At 68.5% G+C, this 19,912-nt stretch carries 16 protein-coding genes and 1 tRNA gene; 3 read left to right on the forward strand and 14 right to left on the reverse strand.

Annotated elements, in window-relative coordinates; translation table 11 throughout:
- Positions 1-37: 37 nt before the first annotated feature.
- The 5 genes from BJ972_RS17520 to polA are packed head-to-tail and all read right to left on the reverse strand — an operon-like array spanning position 38 to position 5,834.
- Positions 38-355, reverse strand: a complete 318-nt coding sequence (locus BJ972_RS17520; protein WP_308790461.1) for a DUF1731 domain-containing protein — start codon at positions 353-355, stop codon at positions 38-40.
- A complete protein-coding gene (locus tag BJ972_RS03870) occupies positions 298-822 on the reverse strand; it encodes an NAD-dependent epimerase/dehydratase family protein (protein ID WP_306457466.1) in 525 nt (174 codons plus the stop codon). Before BJ972_RS03870 ends, BJ972_RS17520 begins: the two co-directional genes overlap by 58 nt.
- The gene (locus BJ972_RS03875; RefSeq protein ID WP_129174377.1) at positions 819-1,451 is read right to left on the reverse strand and encodes a DUF4166 domain-containing protein; all 633 of its coding nucleotides are present in this window, start codon (positions 1,449-1,451) and stop codon (positions 819-821) included. Before BJ972_RS03875 ends, BJ972_RS03870 begins: the two co-directional genes overlap by 4 nt.
- Positions 1,448-3,121: a DUF885 domain-containing protein gene (locus tag BJ972_RS03880; RefSeq protein WP_129174379.1), complete on the reverse strand. Its 1,674-nt coding sequence runs from the start codon at positions 3,119-3,121 to the stop codon at positions 1,448-1,450. The genes BJ972_RS03875 and BJ972_RS03880 overlap by 4 nt, the downstream gene beginning before the upstream one ends.
- Before the next feature lie 37 nt (positions 3,122-3,158).
- Complete coding sequence (polA, locus tag BJ972_RS03885; protein WP_129174381.1) at positions 3,159-5,834, reverse strand: DNA polymerase I; 2,676 nt, start codon at positions 5,832-5,834, stop codon at positions 3,159-3,161.
- Positions 5,835-5,888: 54 nt separating this feature from the next.
- Between polA and BJ972_RS03890 the strand changes: the two genes are divergently transcribed.
- A complete protein-coding gene (locus BJ972_RS03890) occupies positions 5,889-6,311 on the forward strand; it encodes a hotdog fold thioesterase (RefSeq protein WP_129174383.1) in 423 nt (140 codons plus the stop codon).
- 64 nt (positions 6,312-6,375) lie between these two features.
- Here the strand turns inward: BJ972_RS03890 and BJ972_RS03895 are convergent, their stop codons facing one another.
- The gene (locus BJ972_RS03895) at positions 6,376-6,984 is read right to left on the reverse strand and encodes an ANTAR domain-containing response regulator (protein ID WP_129174388.1); all 609 of its coding nucleotides are present in this window, start codon (positions 6,982-6,984) and stop codon (positions 6,376-6,378) included.
- Positions 6,985-7,021: 37 nt separating this feature from the next.
- Here BJ972_RS03895 and BJ972_RS03900 point away from each other — a divergent pair.
- Positions 7,022-7,107 (forward strand) — tRNA-Leu (locus BJ972_RS03900).
- A gap of 21 nt (positions 7,108-7,128) precedes the next feature.
- Positions 7,129-8,142: a YihY/virulence factor BrkB family protein gene (locus BJ972_RS03905; protein ID WP_129174390.1), complete on the forward strand. Its 1,014-nt coding sequence runs from the start codon at positions 7,129-7,131 to the stop codon at positions 8,140-8,142.
- A 66-nt stretch (positions 8,143-8,208) separates the two neighbouring features.
- On the opposite strand, the gene pyk is transcribed toward BJ972_RS03905, so the two are convergent.
- From pyk to BJ972_RS03945, 8 genes are all read right to left on the reverse strand, one after another.
- Positions 8,209-9,624: a pyruvate kinase gene (gene pyk / locus BJ972_RS03910; RefSeq protein WP_129174392.1), complete on the reverse strand. Its 1,416-nt coding sequence runs from the start codon at positions 9,622-9,624 to the stop codon at positions 8,209-8,211.
- Between the two features lie 64 nt (positions 9,625-9,688).
- On the reverse strand, positions 9,689-11,146 hold the full coding sequence (locus tag BJ972_RS03915) for a glutamate synthase subunit beta (RefSeq protein WP_129174395.1): 1,458 nt from the start codon (positions 11,144-11,146) through the stop codon (positions 9,689-9,691).
- On the reverse strand, positions 11,139-15,605 hold the full coding sequence (gltB, locus tag BJ972_RS03920) for a glutamate synthase large subunit (RefSeq protein ID WP_241830786.1): 4,467 nt from the start codon (positions 15,603-15,605) through the stop codon (positions 11,139-11,141). Before gltB ends, BJ972_RS03915 begins: the two co-directional genes overlap by 8 nt.
- A gap of 201 nt (positions 15,606-15,806) precedes the next feature.
- Positions 15,807-16,820, reverse strand: coding sequence for a prolipoprotein diacylglyceryl transferase (lgt, locus tag BJ972_RS03925; protein ID WP_129174400.1), 1,014 nt, complete (start codon positions 16,818-16,820; stop codon positions 15,807-15,809).
- 56 nt (positions 16,821-16,876) lie between these two features.
- Positions 16,877-17,674, reverse strand: coding sequence for a tryptophan synthase subunit alpha (gene trpA / locus BJ972_RS03930; RefSeq protein ID WP_129174402.1), 798 nt, complete (start codon positions 17,672-17,674; stop codon positions 16,877-16,879).
- Entirely contained in the window at positions 17,668-18,894 is a 1,227-nt protein-coding gene (trpB, locus tag BJ972_RS03935; RefSeq protein WP_129174405.1) for a tryptophan synthase subunit beta, read from the reverse strand. The genes trpA and trpB overlap by 7 nt, the downstream gene beginning before the upstream one ends.
- A gap of 2 nt (positions 18,895-18,896) precedes the next feature.
- Positions 18,897-19,667: an indole-3-glycerol phosphate synthase TrpC gene (gene trpC / locus BJ972_RS03940; RefSeq protein ID WP_129174407.1), complete on the reverse strand. Its 771-nt coding sequence runs from the start codon at positions 19,665-19,667 to the stop codon at positions 18,897-18,899.
- Positions 19,668-19,670: 3 nt separating this feature from the next.
- A complete protein-coding gene (locus BJ972_RS03945; protein WP_129174410.1) occupies positions 19,671-19,901 on the reverse strand; it encodes a DUF6704 family protein in 231 nt (76 codons plus the stop codon).
- Positions 19,902-19,912 lie beyond the last annotated feature (11 nt).

Genomic DNA, 19,912 nt, shown 5'->3' on the forward strand with positions numbered 1-19,912 from the left:
GCATGCGGATAGGACGTCACAAAAGTGACTCTCAATCCTAGCTCTTTCGAAGGATCGACCGCAACGCCGGTTCGAGGCTCGGATGACGGAAGCGGTAGCCCTCCGCGAGGAGCCGCTCGGGGGCGACCCAGCGGCTCTTGAGCACAAGTTCCGTCTCGGTGCGGATGACGGCCGAACCGATCTCGAGCATCCACCGCCGCGCCGGCAGCCCGATCGGCACACCGAGCACTCGGCGCACCGTCGACATGAGTCCGCGCGAGTCGGACGCCTCCGGAGCCGCGACGTTCAACACCCCGCTCAGCTCGGGCGACGCGTGGGCGAAGCGGACGATGTCGATGACGTCGTCGATGTGCACCCAGCTGAATCGTTGACGCCCGCCGCGCGCCGCGAACGCGTGGTACGTGCCGGCCCGGCGGCGAGCCGCCGTGTTCGGCCACCGTCCGTCGAGCTGCGCCCCGCCGAGGCCGAAGCGCGCGAGTCGCGCGAGCGGGACGAGCGCGCCGAGTTCATCCAGACGCCGGGAGGCTCGGCGCTCCGCCGTACCGCGTCGGAGAGCTGCCGCGTCGTCTCGACGCGTGAATCGAGGATGACGGCGCGGTTCTCCGGCGTGTATCGGCAGTTGACCGTCCTGCCGGCGAGGTTCACGAGCAGATCGGCGCCGTCGACGGCGCGTACGAGGCCGTCGACGTCGGACCAGGTGACGTCGGCTCCGCCGCGACCGATCGTGGTGACCGAGTCTCCGCCCTCGCGATACGACGCCACGAGACGCCGACCGATGAAGCCGGATGCTCCGGCGAAGACGACGCACTGCATCCGTGTCATCCTCTCGACTCGATGCGGTAGTCGAAGCTCCCGCGATAGCTGTAGATGACCCCGAGTACCGGAAGTTCGACGGTGCACGCGACGACCTGCTCACCGCGATCGTCGTCGAAGCGTTCGGTGAGCGTGACTCGAGGCGCCACGAGACGCGGCAGGCGCACGCGCACGCGCCCGAGTCGGAACCCGACTCGATCGGATCGCAGCACGAGTGCCGCCCCGTCGACCGCCGCGACGAACCGAACCCGCAGGATGCCGCCGCGACCGAGATCGTCGACGAGCGCTCCCGACACATGCGCGATGCGATCGCGCATGACGGCGGTTCCCGACCGGAGATGGAACGTGCGTTCGGCGGCCACCGCAGCACGACCGGTGACGGGCGTGTTCACGACGTCGAACGCGACGCCGCGCTCGTACCCCGGGAATGCGACGCCGAATCGCGCGAGGACCGCGAGGAGCGGCCAGACCGATCGTCGCGGCGAACCGACCACATCGAACACCCCGCGACCCACACCGACATGCCCGTCGGGGATCGTCGAGAAGTAACGCCGCAGCCGTGGATGCAGGTCGTCGATGCGCGCGCCCAGCACCGCCTCATAGGGCGAGACGGCGCCGGGCGCGGACGACCGACTCAACCGAGCAGTGTCTTCTTGAGCGTGTCGAGACCGACGCCGCCGATGTCGAGCGCGCGGCGGTGGAAGTCGCGGATGTCGAAGGCGGCACCCTCGCGCGCGCGGTACTCGTCGCGGATCTGCTCCCAGATGCGCTGACCGACCTTGTACGACGGCGCCTGACCCGGCCACCCGAGGTAGCGGTTGACCTCGAAGCGCACGAACCCGTCGTTCATGTTGACGTTCTGCCCCAGGAACTCGAAGGCGTACTCGCCCGTCCACGGGCCGGAACCCTCGGGGAGCTGCTTCTCGAGGTGGACGCCGATGTCGAGCACGACGCGCGCCGCACGCAACCGCTGACCGTCGAGCATGCCGAGGCGGTCGGCGGGATCGTCGAGGTAGCCCAGCTGCTCCATGAGTCGCTCGGCGTAGAGCGCCCAGCCCTCGGCGTGGCCCGACGTACCGGCGAGCTGACGCCGCCAGGTGTTGAGCTTCGCGCGGTTGTAGACGGCCTGACCGATCTGGAGGTGGTGTCCGGGAACACCCTCGTGGTAGACCGTCGTGAGCTCGCGCCACGTGTCGAACTCGGTGACGCCCTCGGGCACCGACCACCACATGCGACCGGGCCGCGAGAAGTCGTCGGTCGGCCCGGTGTAGTAGATGCCGCCCTCTTGCGTCGGGGCGATCATGCACTCGAGCGTCCGGATCTCGTCGGGGATGTCGAACTGCGTGGCGCCGAGCTCGGCGACGGCACGGTCGCTCGTCTCCTGCATCCACTTCTGCAGGGCGTCGGTGCCGATGAGCTTCCGGCTCGTGTCGCCGTCGAGGAAGGCGATCGCCTCGGCGACTCCCCCACCCGGAACGATCTCGCGAGCGATCGACTCCTGCTCCTCGACCATGCGTGCGAGCTCCTCGATGCCCCACTCGTACGTCTCGTCGAGGTCGATCTTCGCACCGAGGAACCGACGCGACTGCAGCTCGTAGATCTCGCGGCCGACGGCGTCGCCCGGGCGGGCGGCCGGAGCCAGCTCGTTCTCGAGGAAGTCGGCGAGGACGCCGTACGCGTGCGCCGACGCCTCGGCTCCGCGGGCGAGCTCCGCCGCGAGGGCGCTCGGGAGCTCTCCTCCGTCGACGGCCGCACCCGCGACGAAGGCGCCGAAGAAGCCGTCGGGCTTCTGATTCTTGCGGGCCTGCAGCGCGACCTCGCGGACCTGGCGGATCGCCGGGGTCGTGCCCCGCTCGATGCCGAGGCGCAGGGTCTCGATGTAGCCGTCGACCGCGGCGGGCAGGTTCGACAGTCGCGACGCGATGTTCTCCCAGTCGCCGACCTCGTCGGTCGCCATGAGGTCGAAGATCTCTCGCATCTCCTGCGACGGGCTCGCGATGACGTTGAGGTCGCGCAGGTGGAGGCCGGCGTCGTCGCTCTCGACATCGAGTGCGAGTTCGCTGCGCAGGTCGGCGATCGTCACCTCGTCGACGGAGTCGACGGGAGTCGCTGCGTCGAGACGGGCGATCGTGCGCTTCGCCTCGCCGATGTAGCGTTCCTGACCCGCCGGCGAGTAGTCCCCGAACGCGCCGTCGCCCGCCGTCCGTCCGATGTAGGTTCCGAGCACGGGGCTCAGTTCGACCAGGGTGTCGACCCACTCCTCGGCGATCGTGTCGACCGGAGTGGGTTCTCTCTTCTCTGTTGCCATGAATCGAGCCTACTCACCGGCCGTACGGGCCGAGCCGTCAGTGTGCAGCGGAGTCCCAGTTGGCTCCGATACCGACCTGGACGTCGAGCGGAACCGTGAGATCGGCAGCACCGGCCATGCGAGTACGGACGATCTCCTCGAGGACGACGGCCTCGCCCGAACCGACCTCGAAGACGAGCTCGTCGTGCACCTGCATGAGCATGCGGGAGGCGAGCGAGCGCTCACGGATGTCGGTCTCGATGCCGATCATCGCGATCTTGATGATGTCGGCCGCCGAGCCCTGGATCGGCGAGTTGAGCGCTGCACGCTCGGCGTTCTCACGCAGCACGCGGTTGGGGCTGTGGAGGTCGGGGAACGGGCGCCGGCGGCCGAAGATCGTCTCGGTGTAGCCGTCGACCTTCGCCTGCTCGACGACGTTGCGGAGGTACTCGCGCACCGCGCCGAATCGCTCGAAGTAGTCCTTCATGAGCTGACGCGCCTCGGACTGCTCGATGCGGAGCTGCTTCGAGAGACCGAAGGCGCTCAGGCCGTAGGCGAGACCGTACGACATGGCCTTGACCTTCGTGCGCATGTGGGGCGACACGTCTTCGGGAGCGACGCCGAAGATGCGGGCACCGACGAAGCGGTGGAGGTCCTCCCCCGCGTTGAAGGCCTCGATGAGCCCCGGGTCTTCCGACAGGTGAGCCATGATCCGCATCTCGATCTGCGAGTAGTCGGCCGTGAGCAGGTTCTCGTACTCGGGGCCCGACTGGAAGGCCGCACGGATGCGTCGCCCCTCCTCCGTGCGGATCGGGATGTTCTGCAGGTTCGGGTCGTTCGAGGAGATGCGGCCCGTCGCGGTGCCGACCTGCACGTAGCTGGTGTGCACGCGACCCGTGCCGTCGATCGACTTGTCGACCGTCTCGACGATCTGGCGGAGCTTCGTCGCGTCGCGGTGCTCGAGCAGCAGGCCGAGGAATGGGTGCGGGTTCGACTCCTGCAGGTCGGCGAGTGCCCCGGCATCCGTCGAGTAGCCCGTCTTGGTCGCGCGCGTCTTCGGCATGCCGAGCTGGTCGAACAGCACCTCTTGCAGCTGCTTCGGCGAACCGAGGTTGACCTCGCGGCCGATCTCGGCGAACGCCGTCTGGGCGATCGTCGCCGCACGCTCTCCGAGCTGCGACGAGAGTTCGGCGAGCTCGGTGTGGTTGACGCTCACCCCGCGGAGCTCCATCTCGGTCAGGACGAGCGTGATCGGGATCTCGATCTCGTCGTGGACGCGGCGCTCCCCCTCGCTCATCTCGGCGAGCACGACGGGCGCGACGCGGAGCGAGAACCACGCGTGCGTCGCGGGGCCTGCGCTCGCACCCTCTTCGGGCACGAGCTGCGACGGATCGGGCACGGGGAGCGTCTCGTCGAGGTAGCGGAAGACGAGGTCAGCGAGGGTCTTCTCCTGGCCACCGGGGCGCACGAGCCAGCCCGCGATGAGGGGGTCGACGCTGAGGCCGTTGACCGTGAGTCCGCTGCGACGAGCGGCCTTCAGCTGCGGCTTCGCGTCGGTGAGGATCTTCGGCGCATCACTCGCGAGCCATTCTTCGAAGGGCTCGTAGTCGCGGCTTCCGGCCTGCCACGGCACCGTGACGCTCTCGGTGGACGTGGCGATGCCGGCACCGATGACCTGGCCGTCGAGGATCTCGAACGAGAGCCCGAGCCCCGCCGGCTCGGCGGCGACGGCACGCTTCAACCATCCGGCGAGCTCTTCGTCGAGGAGCGGCTGCGCCTCGGGCGCCGCCTGCGATGTCGGCGCCTCCTCGGCGGACTCACCGCCGTTCACGACGCCGGACGACTCGGCGGCGGCCTTGAGGACGCGGTCGAGGAGCGTCTTGAACTCGAGGCGACCGAAGATCGCACGCACGGCCTGCTCGTCCATCGGGCGCGCTTCGAGCTCGTCGAGTTCGACGCCCAGCTCGACATCCGTGACGAGGCGGTTGAGACGACGGTTGCGGATCGCGTTCTCTTTGTTGTCGCGGAGGCTCTGGCCGACGACGCCCTTGATCGATTCGGCGTTCTCGAGGATGCCGTCGAGCGAGCCGTAGAGGCCGAGCCACTTGACGGCGGTCTTCTCGCCGACCTTGGGGATGCCGGGGAGGTTGTCGCTCGTCTCGCCGACGAGGGCGGCGATCTCGGGGTACTGCTCAGGGCGGACGCCGTAGCGCTCGAGCACGGCCTCGGGGTCGTAGCGCTTCAGCTGCGAGACGCCCTGCACCGACGGGTACAGGAGGGTCACCTCGTCGGTGACGAGCTGGATCGAGTCGCGGTCTCCCGAGACGACGAGCACGCGATAGCCCTCGGAACTGCCGCGCGCGGCGAGGGTCGCGAGGATGTCGTCCGCCTCGAAGTCCTCCTTGACGATCGTGCGGATGCTCATGGCCGCGAGGGCCTCCTGGAGCAGCGGCACCTGACCGATGAACTCGGACGGCGTCTCGCCACGCGTGCCCTTGTACTCGGGGTACTCGCGCGTACGGAACGAGTACCGCGAGATGTCGAAGGCGACGGCGATATGCGTCGGCTTCTCGTTGCGCAACAGGTTGATGAGCATCGCGAGGAAGCCGTGGATGGCATTCGTGTGCTGACCGTCGCGGGTCTGGAAACTGTCGATCGGCAACGCGTAGAACGCCCGGAAGGCGAGCGAGTGGCCGTCGATGACGAGGAGGGTAGGCTTTTCTGCGTCCGACACGAGCCCAGCCTACAAGCCGCCTCCGACAGGCGGTCGGCCCCACGCAAGGTGACCATGACCGAGACCAGCAACGCCGCCCTCGAATACCTGCAGTCCCGCGGGATCGGTGCCCTCGCCGAGAAGATGGGCATCGAGTTCCTCGAGTTCACCGTCGAACGATCGGTCGCCCGGATGCCGGTCGAGGGCAACACGCAGCCCGCGATGCTCCTGCACGGCGGCGCCTACGTCGTCCTCGGAGAATCGCTCGGGTCGATGGCGGCGAACCTCTACGCCGGCGCCGGCCGGCTCGCCGTCGGCATCGAGATCAACGCCACCCACACGCGTTCGGCGACCGAGGGCTTCGTCACGGGGGTGTGCACGCCCATCCATCTCGGACGCACGCTCACGACCCACGAGATCGCGGTGACGGACGAACAGGGTCGCCGCTGCTCGACGATCCGCATCACCAATCTCGTGAAGGACCGCCCCGCCTCGTGAACGACGAACGCCGCCGCCCGGAGGCGACGGCGTTCGGTGGGACACCCCGGAGGGGTGTGAGAGATCAGGACTTCTTCGGCGCGAGCTGCTCGATGATCGCCTGAGCGACATCGTGCATCGTCAGTCGGCGGTCCATCGACGCCTTCTGGATCCAGCGGAACGCCTCGGGCTCGGACAGGCCCATCTTCTCGTTCAGGAGGCCCTTGGCCCGGTCGACGAGCTTGCGGGTCTCGAAGCGCTCGACCATGTCGCCGACCTCGGCCTCGAGGGCGATGATCTGCGCGTGACGCGCGAGGGCGATCTCGATGGCGGGGAGAAGATCGTTGGGCGTGAACGGCTTGACGACGTACGCGAGAGCACCGGCCTCGCTCGCCTGCTCGACGAGCTCCTTCTGGCTGAACGCGGTGAGGAGCACGACGGGCGCGATGCGGCCCTTGCCGAGCTGCTCGGCGGCCTGGATGCCCGTCATCTTCGGCATCTTGACGTCCATGACCACGAGGTCGGGACGCAGTTCGGTCGCGAGCGCGACGGCCGTCTCGCCGTCACCGGCCTCGCCGACGACGTCGAATCCGTTGTCGCGGAGGATCTCGACGATGTCGAGTCGGATGAGGGATTCGTCCTCGGCCACGACGACGCGACGGGGCGCCGTGGAAGTGTTCTCGGTGTCAGTCACGCCTGAAAGCCTACGGTATCCTGATCCAGGCTCGTGAGCCGGTGTGGCGGAATGGCAGACGCGGAGCACTCAAAATGCTTTGTCCGAGAGGACGTGTGGGTTCGACCCCCACCACCGGCACCATCTGAAGGGTAGAGATCGGCGATGAACGATACCCCCGGACCCACCCGGCCCACGCAGCTGCGGCGCGAGACCTGGCGGCACATCATCGTCCGCACCGCGCGGCGTTTCGGCTTCGACGATCTGCCCGACGCTGCTGCGTCACTGACCTACTACGCCGTCCTCGCGATCTTCCCCGCACTCATCGCGATCGTCGCCGGCTTCGTCGTCTTCAGCGACGAGGGCGTCGCCATCGACGCCGTGCTCGCCCGCTTCGAAGAGGTCTTCCCGGGCGTGTCGACCGAGAACGTGCGCGGTGCACTCGACGAGCTCGCCTCGCAGGCCGGCTGGTACGCGCTCATCGTCGGTGCGCTCGTCACCGTCTGGGCGGTCTCACGCTATGTCGGTGCGTTCTCACGCACCCTCAACCGCATCTACGAGATCGACGAGGGACGACGCTTCCCGCGGCTGAAGCCCGAGCAGCTCGCCGTGAGCCTCGCCATCATCCTGCTCTGGGCGCTCATCGCCTGCTGCGTGATCATCGCGGGGCCGACGGCCGACGACGTCGCCGCCGCCTGGGGTATCGGCGAACCCTGGCTCATGGTCTGGGGCATCCTGCGCTGGCCGCTCGCGGTGGCCCTCGCCGTCGTCCTCATCGGCATGCTCTACTACGCGACGCCCAACGTGCACCAGCGCCGGTTCCGCTGGCTCAGCCTCGGGGCCGGCATCGCGCTGCTCGTCCTCGTCGCGTCGTCGGCCGGCTTCTTCCTCTACGTCGCGAACTTCGCGCAGTACGACCGCATCTACCGCTCGCTCGCGGGCGCGCTCATCTTCCTCATCTGGGTGTGGATCGCGAACCTCGCCGTGCTCCTCGGCGCCGAGTTCGACTCCGAGGTGGAGCGCGGCCGGCAGCTGCAGGCGGGCATCGCGGCCGAGGAGAGACTCGTCATGGAGCCGCGCGACACGGCCCTCAGCGACATCCGTGCCGAACGCATCCGCCGCGAGGTCGACGACGCCCGCGACATCCGCTATCGCAGCGCACCCCGCGGCACGCTCTGACGAACGTCGCGACAACGGAAGAAGGGCCGGTGCGATCTCTCGCACCGGCCCTTCGTCACGACGGGGTCAGAGGACCTCGCCGACGACATGCACGCGGATGTCGTTGGTCGTTCCCGGGATTCCGGGAGGGGAACCGGAGATGATGACGACCTTCTCGCCGAGAGCGGCCTTGCCGGTCTTCGCGAGGACCTCGTCGACCTGGCCGACCATCTGGTCGGTGTGCGTCACGCGCTCGACGACGAAGGACTCGACGCCCCAGTTGAGAGCCATGCGGCGACGGATCGCCTGGTCGGGCGTGAACGCGAGGATCGGGATCGAGCTGCGGAGACGCGACATACGACGCACCGACTCGCCCGACTCGGTGAACACGCAGAGGTACTTGGCCTCGACGAAGTCGGCGACGTCGACGGCGGCGAGGGTGATCGCTCCGGCCTGCGTGCGCGGCTTCGTGCCGAGCGGCTGGATGCGGTCGAGACCGTGCTGCTCGGTCGAGTCGACGATGCGCGCCATCGTCTGGACGGTGACGACGGGGTACTCGCCGACGCTCGTCTCACCCGAGAGCATGACCGCGTCAGCACCGTCGAGGACGGCGTTCGCGACGTCGGACGTCTCGGCGCGGGTCGGCACCGGGCTGTGGATCATCGACTCGAGCATCTGCGTCGCGACGATGACGGGCTTCGCCATGCGGCGGGCCAGCTCGACGGCGCGCTTCTGCACGATCGGGACGGCCTCGAGCGGGAGCTCGACGCCGAGGTCACCACGGGCGACCATGACGGCGTCGAACGCCTCCACGATCTCTTCGAGGTTGTCGACGGCCTGCGGCTTCTCGATCTTCGCGACGACGGGGACGCGGCGGCCCACCTCGTCCATGATCTCGTGGACGCGCTCGATGTCGGCGGCGTCGCGCACGAACGAGAGGGCGATGATGTCGGCGCCGAGCTCGAGGCCCCAGCGCAGGTCGGCCTCGTCCTTGTCGGAGAGGGCCGGTACGTTGACGGCGACACCGGGCAGGTTGATGCCCTTGTTGTTCGAGACGGGGCCCGCGACGATGACCTTCGTCGTCACGACGGTGCCATCGGTCTCGACGACCTCGACGCGCACCTTGCCGTCGTCGATGAGGAGGAAGTCGCCCGGCTTGACGTCCTGGGGCAGGCCCTTGAACGTCGTGCCGACGAGCTCCTTCGTGCCCACGACGTCTTCGGTCGTGATCTTGAAGATGTCACCCTCGGCGAGGTCGTACGGGCCGCCCTCGAACTTGCCCAGACGGATCTTCGGGCCCTGGAGGTCGACCAGCACGGCGACGGCACGGCCGGAGTCGTTCGCGGCCTTCCGGACGTTCTGGTAGACGGCCTCGTGGACGTCGTAGCTGCCGTGGCTGAGGTTCATGCGTGCGACATCGACCCCCGCATCGATGATCGCTCGGATCTGCTCGTAGCTCGACGTAGCCGGCCCGAGGGTTGCGACGATTTTCGCTCGTCTCATCAGTTGTGTGCTCCGTGCTTCCGCGCCGAGGCGCTCTGCTCGTTGTGTGTTGTGGTGGGGATTTTCAGAGGGAGATCGCGTGCGCCGACGAGGTGATCGGGCTCGGGAGCGATGTCTCCCCTTCAAGGTAGCGGTCGACCGAGGCGGCCGCAGCACGACCCTCGGCGATCGCCCAGACGATGAGCGACTGGCCGCGCCCGGCGTCTCCGGCGACGAACACCCCAGGGATGCTCGTCGCGTAGTCATCGGTGCGGTCGACGTTGCCACGATCGGTGAACGGGAGCTCGAGCTGCGACGAGAGGTCGGCCGACTCGGGACCCGTGAAGCCGAGAGCGAGGAGGACGAGATCCGCGGGGATCTCGCGCTCGGTTCCCGCCTTCGGCACGCGGCGTCCGTCGATGTACTCGGTCTCGGCGAGGCGGATCGCCCGCACTTCGCCGACCTCGTTCGCGAGGAACTCGACCGTCGACGCGAGGTACTGGCGCGTTCCGCCCTCTTCGTGCGCGGACTGCACCTCGAAGAGCGTGGGCTGCATGGGCCACGGCTGCGACTCGGGGCGCGTGATGCCCGGCTGCTTACCGATCGCGAGGTTCGTGACGGAGGCCGCGCCCTGACGGTGAGCGGTACCGATGCAGTCGGCACCCGTGTCGCCACCGCCGAGGACGACGACGTGCTTGCCCTCTGCGGTGATCTGGTTCTCGACGGTGTCGCCCGCCTGCACCCGGTTGCCCTCGACGAGGTACTCCATGGCGAAGTGCACGCCGGAGAGGTCGCGGCCCGGGATCGGGAGGTCGCGCGGCACGACGGCGCCGGTCGCGACCACGACGGCGTCATAGCGCTCGCGCAGCTGGTCCCACGTGATGTCGACGCCGATGTTGACGCCCGCGCGGAAGCGCGTGCCCTCGGCCGTCATCTGCGCGAGGCGCTGATCGAGCTGCTTCTTCTCCATCTTGAAGTCGGGGATGCCGTAGCGGATGAGGCCGCCGATGCGGTCGTCGCGCTCGTAGACGGCGACGGTGTGGCCCGCGCGCGTCAGCTGCTGGGCCGCGGCGAGACCCGCGGGGCCCGAGCCGACGACGGCGACGGTCTTACCGGTCAGACGCCCCGGAGGCTGCGGCTGCACCCATCCGTTCTGGAACGCCTGGTCGATGATCGAGACCTCGACCTGCTTGATCGTCACGGCCGGCTGGTTGATGCCGAGCACGCACGCCGACTCGCACGGAGCCGGGCAGAGCCGACCCGTGAACTCCGGGAAGTTGTTCGTCGCGTGCAGACGCTCGATCGCCGCGCGGCCCTCGCCGCGCCACATGAGGTCGTTCCACTCGGGGATCAGGTTGCCGAGCGGGCAGCCCTGGTGGCAGAACGGGATGCCGCAGTCCATGCAGCGGCCGGCCTGACGACGCAGCTGCGCCGAGTCGCCCGCCTCATAGACCTCTTTCCAGTCCATGATGCGTACGGGAACCGGGCGCCGCTTCGGCAGCTCGCGCTCGGTCGTCTTGAGGAAGCCCTTCGGGTCAGCCACCGGTCACCTCCAGGATGCGGGTCCAGACGACGTCGCCATCGGGGTCGAGCCCCTCGTCGACGGCGTGCTGGCGGGTCTTGAGTACGGCCGCGTAGTCACGCGGGAGAACCTTGGTGAAGTCTTCGACGACGTTCTCGAAGTCGTCGAGGATGGCGCGCGCGAGCGTCGAATCGGTGTGCTCGACGTGCTGCTCGAGCAGGTCGCGCACGATCTCACGATCGGCACTGCCGAGCGGGTGCAGCTCGAGTTCGCCCGAACCGAGGGAGTCGCGGTTGACGCGCTCCTTCTTGAGACCGCGGACGTACGCGGTGCCGCCCGACATACCCGCGCCGAGGTTGCGGCCCGTCGTACCGAGGATGAGCGCGAGCCCACCCGTCATGTACTCGAGCGCGTGGTCGCCCACGCCCTCGACGACGGCCGTCGCACCGGAGTTGCGGACGAGGAACCGCTCCCCCACGATTCCGCGGATGAAGAGGCTGCCCTGCGTCGCACCGTAACCGATGACGTTGCCGGCGATGACGTTCTCTTCCGCGGCGAACGCGGCGTCGCGCGGCGGGCGCACGATGATCTGTCCGCCCGAGAGACCCTTGCCGACGTAGTCGTTGGAGTCGCCCTCGAGGCGCAGCGTGATGCCGCTCGGAAGGAAGGCGCCGAGCGACTGCCCGGCCGAACCCGTGAGCGTCACGTCGATCGATCCCGCCGGGAGCCCGTTCGCACCGTGGCGCGTCGTCACGTGGTGACCGAGCATCGTGCCGACGGCACGCTCCGTGTTGCGGATCGGCAGGGAGATCTCGACCTTCCCGCCGTTCGCGAGCACGTCGGCGCTCGCCTCGATGAGGCCGTTGTCGAAGTGCTCCTCGAGCTCGTGGTCCTGCGTGCGGCTGTTCCGACGCGGTTCGGAGTCGGAGAAGTCCGGCCCGATGAGGATCGGCGAGACGTCGAGGCCCGAGGCCTTCCAGTGGTCGACCGCGTTCGCGACATCGAGCAGCTCGCGCCGACCGATGATCTCGTCGAGGCTGTGGTAGCCGAGGGCCGCGAGGTACTCGCGCACCTCCTGAGCGATGAACTCGAAGAAGTTGACGACGAACTCGGGCTTGCCCGTGAAGCGCTTGCGCAGCTCAGGGTTCTGAGTCGCGACGCCGACCGGGCACGTGTCGAGGTGGCACACGCGCATCATGACGCAGCCCTCGACGATGAGCGGGGCGGTCGCGAAACCGTACTCCTCTGCACCGAGCAGGGCGCCGATGATGACGTCTCGACCGGTCTTCATCTGACCGTCGACCTGCACGACGACGCGGTCGCGCATGCCGTTGAGCATGAGCGTCTGTTGCGTCTCGGCGAGACCGAGCTCCCACGGCGTACCCGCGTGCTTGAGCGAGTTCAGGGGGCTCGCGCCCGTGCCGCCGTCATGTCCGGAGACGAGGATAACGTCGGAGAGCGCCTTCGCCACGCCCGCCGCGACCGCGCCGATGCCCGACTGGCTCACGAGCTTGACGTGGATGCGGGCACCCGGGTTCGCTCGCTTGAGGTCGAAGATGAGCTGCTTGAGGTCTTCGATCGAGTAGATGTCGTGGTGCGGGGGCGGCGAGATGAGTCCGACGCCGGCCGTAGCGTGACGCGTGCGAGCGACCCACGGGTAGACCTTCGTCGGCGGCAGCTGACCTCCCTCGCCGGGCTTGGCGCCCTGGGCGAGCTTGATCTGGATGTCGTCGGCGTGAGTGAGGTACATGCTCGTGACACCGAAGCGACCCGACGCGACCTGCTTGATCGCGCTGCGGCGCTCGGGGTCGAGCAGACGCTCGAGGTCTTCGCCGCCCTCACCCGTGTTCGACTTCGCGCCGAGGCGGTTCATCGCGATGGCGAGGGTCTCGTGCGCTTCCTTCGAGATCGAGCCGTAGCTCATCGCCCCCGTGGAGAAGCGCTTGACGATCGATTCGACCGACTCGACCTCGTCGATCGGCACGGCGGCGCGCTGACCCGTGCGCAGAGCAAACATGCCGCGCAGCGTGTACAGGTTCTCGGCCTGGTCGTCGACGAGCTTCGTGTACTCGCGGAAGATGTCGTAGCGACGGTTGCGCGTCGAGTGCTGCAGACGGAACACCGTGTCGGGGTTGAAGAGGTGCGGTGCACCGTCGCGACGCCACTGGTACTCGCCGCCCGTGGCGAGGCGCTCGTGCGCCGTCACCGCGGCGTCGGCCGGGTAGGCGGCCGTGTGGCGGTGCAGGTTCTCGGCCGCGACGACGTCGATGCCGACACCGCCGAGCTTCGACGTCGTGCCGGTGAAGTACTCGTCGACGAACGCCTGGTCGAGACCGACCGCTTCGAACGCCTGAGCACCCGCGTACGACGAGATCGTCGAGATGCCCATCTTCGACATGATCTTGAGGACGCCCTTGCCGAGCGCCTTGATGACGTTCGCGACGGCCTTCTCGGGGCTGATGCCCGTGATGACACCGCTGCGCACGAGGTCTTCGCACGTCTCCATGGCGAGGTACGGGTTGACCGCCGACGCGCCGTATCCGACGAGGAGTGCGACGTGGTGCACCTCGCGGACGTCACCGGCTTCGGCGATGAGACCGACCTTCATGCGGTTCTCGGCACGGATGAGGTGGTGGTGCACGGCTGCCGTCAGCAGGAGGGACGGGATCGGCGCGAGGTCCTTGTTGGAGTCGCGGTCGCTCAGCACGATGAAGCGCGAACCGGCCTCGATCGCCGCGTCGACCTCGCCGAAGATAGCGGTGATGCGGTCACGCATCGCGTCGGGGCCCTCGTCGAAGCGGTACAGACCGCGGATCGTGACCGTCGTCGAGCTGTCGGGTCGCGGGTCGATGTGCTGGATCTTCGCGAGCTCGTCGTTGTCGATGACGGGGAACGTCAGAGAGACCTGTCGAGCGTGCTCGGGGCCCGCCGAGAGCAGGTTGCGCTCCGGGCCGAGGCTCGTGCCGAGCGAGGTGACGACCTCTTCGCGGATCGAGTCGAGCGGCGGGTTCGTGACCTGCGCGAACTGCTGCGTGAAGTAGTCGAAGAGGAGGCGCGGCCGGTCGGACAAGACGGCGATCGGCGTGTCGGAACCCATCGCACCGAGCGGCTCCGCTCCCGCTCGCGCCATGGGCGCGAGGAGGATGCGCACTTCTTCCTCGGTGTAGCCGAAGGTGCGCTGACGGCGGGTGACGGATGCCGGCGGGTGCACGATGTGCTCACGCTCGGGCAGTTCGGAGAGCTTGATGCGCCCCTCGTCGAGCCACTCGCCCCACGACTCGGACGCCGCGAGCTCGGACTTGATCTCGTCGTCCTCGATGAGACGGCCTTCGACCGTGTCGACGAGGAACATGCGACCCGGCTGCAGTCGGCCCTTGCGGACGACCTTCGCTGCGGGCACGTCGATGACGCCGATCTCGCTCGCGAGGACGACGAGCCCGTCGTCGGTCACGACGTAGCGACCGGGGCGCAGGCCGTTGCGGTCGAGCGTCGCACCGACGAGCGAGCCGTCGGTGAAGACGATCGCGGCGGGGCCGTCCCACGGTTCCATGAGCATCGAGTGGTACTCGTAGAACGCGCGCCGCTCGGGGTCGATCTCGGCCTGGTTCTCCCACGCCTCGGGGACCATCATCATGACGGCGTGCGGAAGGCTGCGGCCCGCGAGGGTCAGCAGCTCGACGACCTCGTCGAACGACGCCGAGTCGCTCGCACCGGGGGTGACGATCGGAAGCAGCGGGCGGAGGTCGCCGAGCGCCTCCGACTCGAGCTGCGACTGACGAGCGCGCATCCAGTTTCGGTTGCCCTGCACGGTGTTGATCTCGCCGTTGTGCGCGATCATGCGGAACGGCTGCGCGAGCGGCCACGACGGGAAGGTGTTCGTCGAGTACCGCGAGTGCACGAGAGCGAGCTTCGACGTGAAGCGCTCGTCGGAGAGGTCGGGGTAGAAGGGCTCGAGCTGGAGCGTCGTGACCATGCCCTTGTAGACCATGGTGCGGCTCGAGAGCGACGCGAAGTAGAGCTCGAGCTCACGCTCGGCGCGCTTGCGCAGACGGAAGGTCAGGCGGTCGAGCGCGATGCCCTCGAGCTCGCCCGACGCGCTCTCGACGTAGAGCTGCTGGATGACGGGCATCGCGGCGCGCGCGAGGTTGCCGAGCTCGTCGGGGCGCACGGGAACTTCGCGCCAACCGAGGATCGAGAGGCCCTCGGCGGTGGCGAGTGCCTGCAGGTTGCGCTTCGTGCGGCTGCGCTCGTTGGGGTCGGTCGGGAGGAACGCGTTCCCGACGGCGTAACGGCCGACGGGCGGCAGCGCGAACGTCGTGACCGCGCGGAGGAACTCGTCGGGGATCTGCGTGATGATTCCCGCGCCGTCACCGGTTCCGGCGTCGGAGCCCACGGCACCGCGGTGCTCGAGGTTGCGCAGGGCGTCGAGCGCCGTGGTGATGATGTCGTGCCCGGCCGTGCCGCGGAGCGTCGCGACCATCGCGAGACCGCAGGCGTCCTTCTCATGCGCGGGGTCGTAGAGACCCTGCGCTGCCGGTGTCGTACCGAACCTCGAAAAAACTGGAGTGAGCGCCAATATCTGACCGTCCTCGTGAATTAGTGACCTCGGGACGTCGTCGGCCCTCTCGGAAGGATGTCGCACTGTGCGGAGTCGTCATCGGCTCCGCGGCGGATGTCGCGATCAGGGAGTCGGGGTCGATCTCTCCTGCGACGGGGTTCCGCTCGTGCTTGTGGCTGCGGCCTCTGCCTTCTCGGCCGCGACGTCGGTTTCATCGGTTGTCTCGTCGGCGGCAGAGTCGGTGTCGTCAGAGTCTACATCAGGGTCAGGAGCGTGCCATTCGCGACCCGGCACGTACACCGACGGCTCGAGTCCGGTGTGGCGACGACTCTGGACGATGAGGATGATGATGCCGATCGCGATCGCGGCGAACGACGCCCAGACGTTCGAGCGGATGCCGAGGAAGAGCTCGCTGGGGTCGACACGGATCGACTCGAGGAAGCTGCGCCCGAGGCCGTACCAGATGAGGTACACGGCGAGGGCGCGGCCCCATCGGAGGTTGAGCTTGCGCTCGAGCCACACGATGAGCGCGATGCCGATGATGTTCCAGATCATCTCGTAGAGGAACGTCGGGTGGAAGAGCGTGCCCTCGGCGAGGCCGGCGGGGAACGCCGGGTTCGTCGACTCGATCTCGAGGCCCCAGGGCAGGTCGGTCGGCAGACCGAAGAGCTCGTGGTTGAACCAGTTGCCGAGACGGCCGAGCGCCTGCGCCGCGAGGAGCGCGGGTGCCAGTGCATCGGCGAACGACCAGAACCGGAGGCCCGTGATCTTGCAGCCGATGAAGACGCCGACCGCGCCGCCGATGAGCGAGCCGAAGATGGCGTTGCCGCCGTTCCAGATCGCGAAGACCTCCCACGGGTTGGCGCCCTCGTAGAAGAAGTCACCGGGGTGCGTGAACACGTGGTAGAAACGCGCGCCGATGATGCCGAGGATGATCGCCCACAGGGCGACGTCGAGCACGACGCCCGGCTCGCCGCCGCGCTTCGTGAGTCGGCGCGACGTCCAGATGAGGGCGACGACCATGCCGAGCAGGATGCACAACGCGTACGTGTGGATCGGGATGACCCATCCGAAGAGGGGGATCTCCCAGACCTGCCACACGGGGTCGGGACTCGGGATGGAGAGCGGTGCGATCACCTGGTGGACTGCCTTTCGTTCCGAGGCTCCGCATCACGCGGAGCGCGGGGCCTCAGTCAGGGTACTTCACTCGGCGCGGTGCCGCGTGCGAGCTCGGCGGCCAATGCGCCGACGGCGGGAACTCCGCCCTCGGCGAGGGCACGGACGAGCGCCGAACCGACGATGGCGCCGTCGGCGTAGGCGAGGATCTCGCGCACCTGCTCGGGGGTCGAGATGCCGAGGCCGACGCACGCGTTCTCGACGCCCGCGGTGCGAAGGCGATCGACGAGGGTGCGGGCGGCAGAGTCGATGTCGGTGCGCGCCCCCGTGATGCCCATCGTCGAGACGGTGTAGACGAAGCCGCGGCTCGCCTCGACCACGCGGTCGAGGCGCGCATCGGTCGACGACGGCGCCGCGAGGAAGACGCGATCGAGCCCCGCACGATCGGAGGCGGCGATCCAATCGGCGCCTTCGTCGGGGATGAGGTCGGGCGTGATGAGACCGGCTCCGCCTGCGGCGGCGAGGTCGTCGGCGAACCGATCGACGCCGTACTGCACGACGGGGTTCCAGTAGGTCATGAGGAGCACGGGAGCGTCGACACGCGAGGCGACCTGCTTCACGGCCTCGAATCCGTCGCGCAAGCGGAAGCCCTCGCTCAGCGCTCGCTGCGTCGCGGCCTGGATGACGGGGCCGTCCATGACGGGGTCCGAGTACGGGAGACCGAGCTCGAGGACGTCGACGCCGTTCTCGACGAGGGCGACGGCGGCATCGATGCTCTCGGAGAGCGTCGGGAAGCCGACGGGGAGGTAGCCGATCAGTGCACCGCTGCCCGCTTCACGGCGGGCGCGGATCACGGGCGCGACACTCGTCACGATGCGTCTCCTTCACCGGTGGAGGCGTCGGCGTCGAGGAGCTCGAAGTAGTGAGCGGCCGTCTCCATGTCTTTGTCTCCGCGACCGGAGAGGTTCACGAGGATCGTCGAGTCGGGGCCGAGCTCGCGGCCGAGGACGAGGGCTCCCGCGAGGGCGTGCGCCGACTCGATGGCCGGGATGATGCCCTCCGTGCGGGCGAGGAGACGGAGCGCCTCCATGGCCGCGGCGTCGGTCACCGGTCGGTACTCGGCGCGGTGGATGGCGGAGAGCCACGAGTGCTCGGGTCCGACGCTCGGGTAGTCGAGTCCGGCGGAAATCGAGTGCGACTCGATCGTCTGGCCGTCGTCGTCCTGCAGGAGGAAGCTGCGCGCACCGTGGAGCACACCGGGGCGACCCTTCGAGATCGTCGCCGCGTGGCGCGGGGTCTCGACCCCGTCGCCGCCGGCCTCGAAGCCGTAGAGCGCCACATCGGCGTCGTCGAGGAAGGCGTGGAAGATGCCGATGGCGTTCGACCCGCCGCCGACGCACGCGGCGACGGCCGTGGGCAGCGCACCGGTAAGCTCGAGCACCTGGGCGCGGGCCTCTTCGCCGATGATCTTCTGGAAGTCGCGGACCATGGCGGGGAACGGGTGCGGGCCGGCGACGGTACCGAAGACGTACATCGTCGAATCGACGTTCGTCACCCAGTCGCGCATCGCTTCGTTGATCGCGTCCTTGAGGGTGCGTGAACCGGTCGTGACCGGGATCACCTCGGCGCCGAGGAGTCGCATGCGGGCGACGTTGAGCGCCTGCCGCTCGGTGTCGACCTCGCCCATGTAGATCGTGCAGTCGAAACCGAAGAGAGCCGCGGCGGTCGCCGTGGCGACGCCGTGCTGGCCGGCTCCGGTCTCGGCGATGACGCGCGTCTTGCCGAGACGCTTCGTGAGCAGCGCCTGACCGAGCACGTTGTTGATCTTGTGCGATCCCGTGTGGTTCAGGTCTTCGCGCTTCAGGATGATGCGCGCTCCCCCGGCGTGCTCGGCGAACCGCGGCACCTCGGTGATGATCGACGGACGACCGCTGTACGAGCGGCCGAGTTCGACGAGCTCCTCGCGGAAGGCCGGATCGTTCCGCGCCTCCTCGTAGGCCTCGCTGATCTCGTCGAGAGCGGCGACGAGCGATTCGGGGACGAAGCGTCCGCCGAAATCGCCGAAGTAGGGGCCTTCCTCAGTTCTGAGGGACATGGTCACACCAATCGGAAGTCGGAGAGGGTCTTCAGCGGGTCGCTCGTGACGAGAGCCTCGCCGACGAGGACGACGTCCGCGCCCGCGGAGCGGTAGTGAGCGACATCCTCGGCGGTCTTGACCGCGGACTCGGCGATCTTCACCGCGCCGGCCGGGATCTGCCCGGCGAGCGAGCCGAAGAGGTCGCGATCGAGTTCGAACGTCGAGAGGTCGCGGGCGTTCACTCCGATGACACGAGCACCGATGTCGGCCGCTCGGGCGACCTCGTCGGCACTGTGCGTCTCGACGAGAGCCGTCATGCCGAGTTCACCGATGAGGGTGTGGAGCTCGGCGAGGGTCGCCTGCTCGAGCGCCGCGACGATCAGGAGGACGAGGTCGGCACCGGCGGCGCGTGCCTCGAACACCTGGTACGGCTCGGCGATGAAGTCCTTGCGGAGGACGGGGAGCGAGACCGCGGCGCGCACCGACTCGAGATCGGCGAGCGATCCCTTGAACCGTCGACCCTCGGTGAGCACGCTGATCGCGCTCGCGCCGCCCTGCTCATAGAGCCGGGCGAGCGCTGCGGGGTCGCGGATCTCGGCGAGATCGCCGCGGGAGGGACTCGCCCTCTTGACCTCGGCGATGATCTTTACCCGATCGCTCGGCGATAGGGCCTCGAGCGCGTCGATCGCCGCCGGGCGTGCGAGTGCCTCGGCCTCGACGATGTGCAGAGGGCGGTGTTCGCGGCGCGCCTCAGCGTCGGCGACCGCCCCCGCGGTCAGGTCCGAGAGCACGGGTCAGTGCGCCTTCGGCGCGTACTTGGGGCCGTTGACCCCGTAGCCCGCCTTCGCCATGACCCAGCCGGAGAGCGCTCCGACGAGGAGGAGCCCTGCGGACGCCCAGACGAGCCAGGCCGCCTCGAAGAAGAATGCGACCGTGCCGATCGTGAACGCGACGAGCATGATGATGACGGCCGTCCAGGCGGCGGGAGAGTGTCCGTGGCCGAGATCGTCGGAATCAGTGCTCATGATGCTCCTTC

The organism is Agromyces atrinae, from assembly GCF_013407835.1.
GTDB classification, from domain to species: domain Bacteria; phylum Actinomycetota; class Actinomycetes; order Actinomycetales; family Microbacteriaceae; genus Agromyces; species Agromyces atrinae.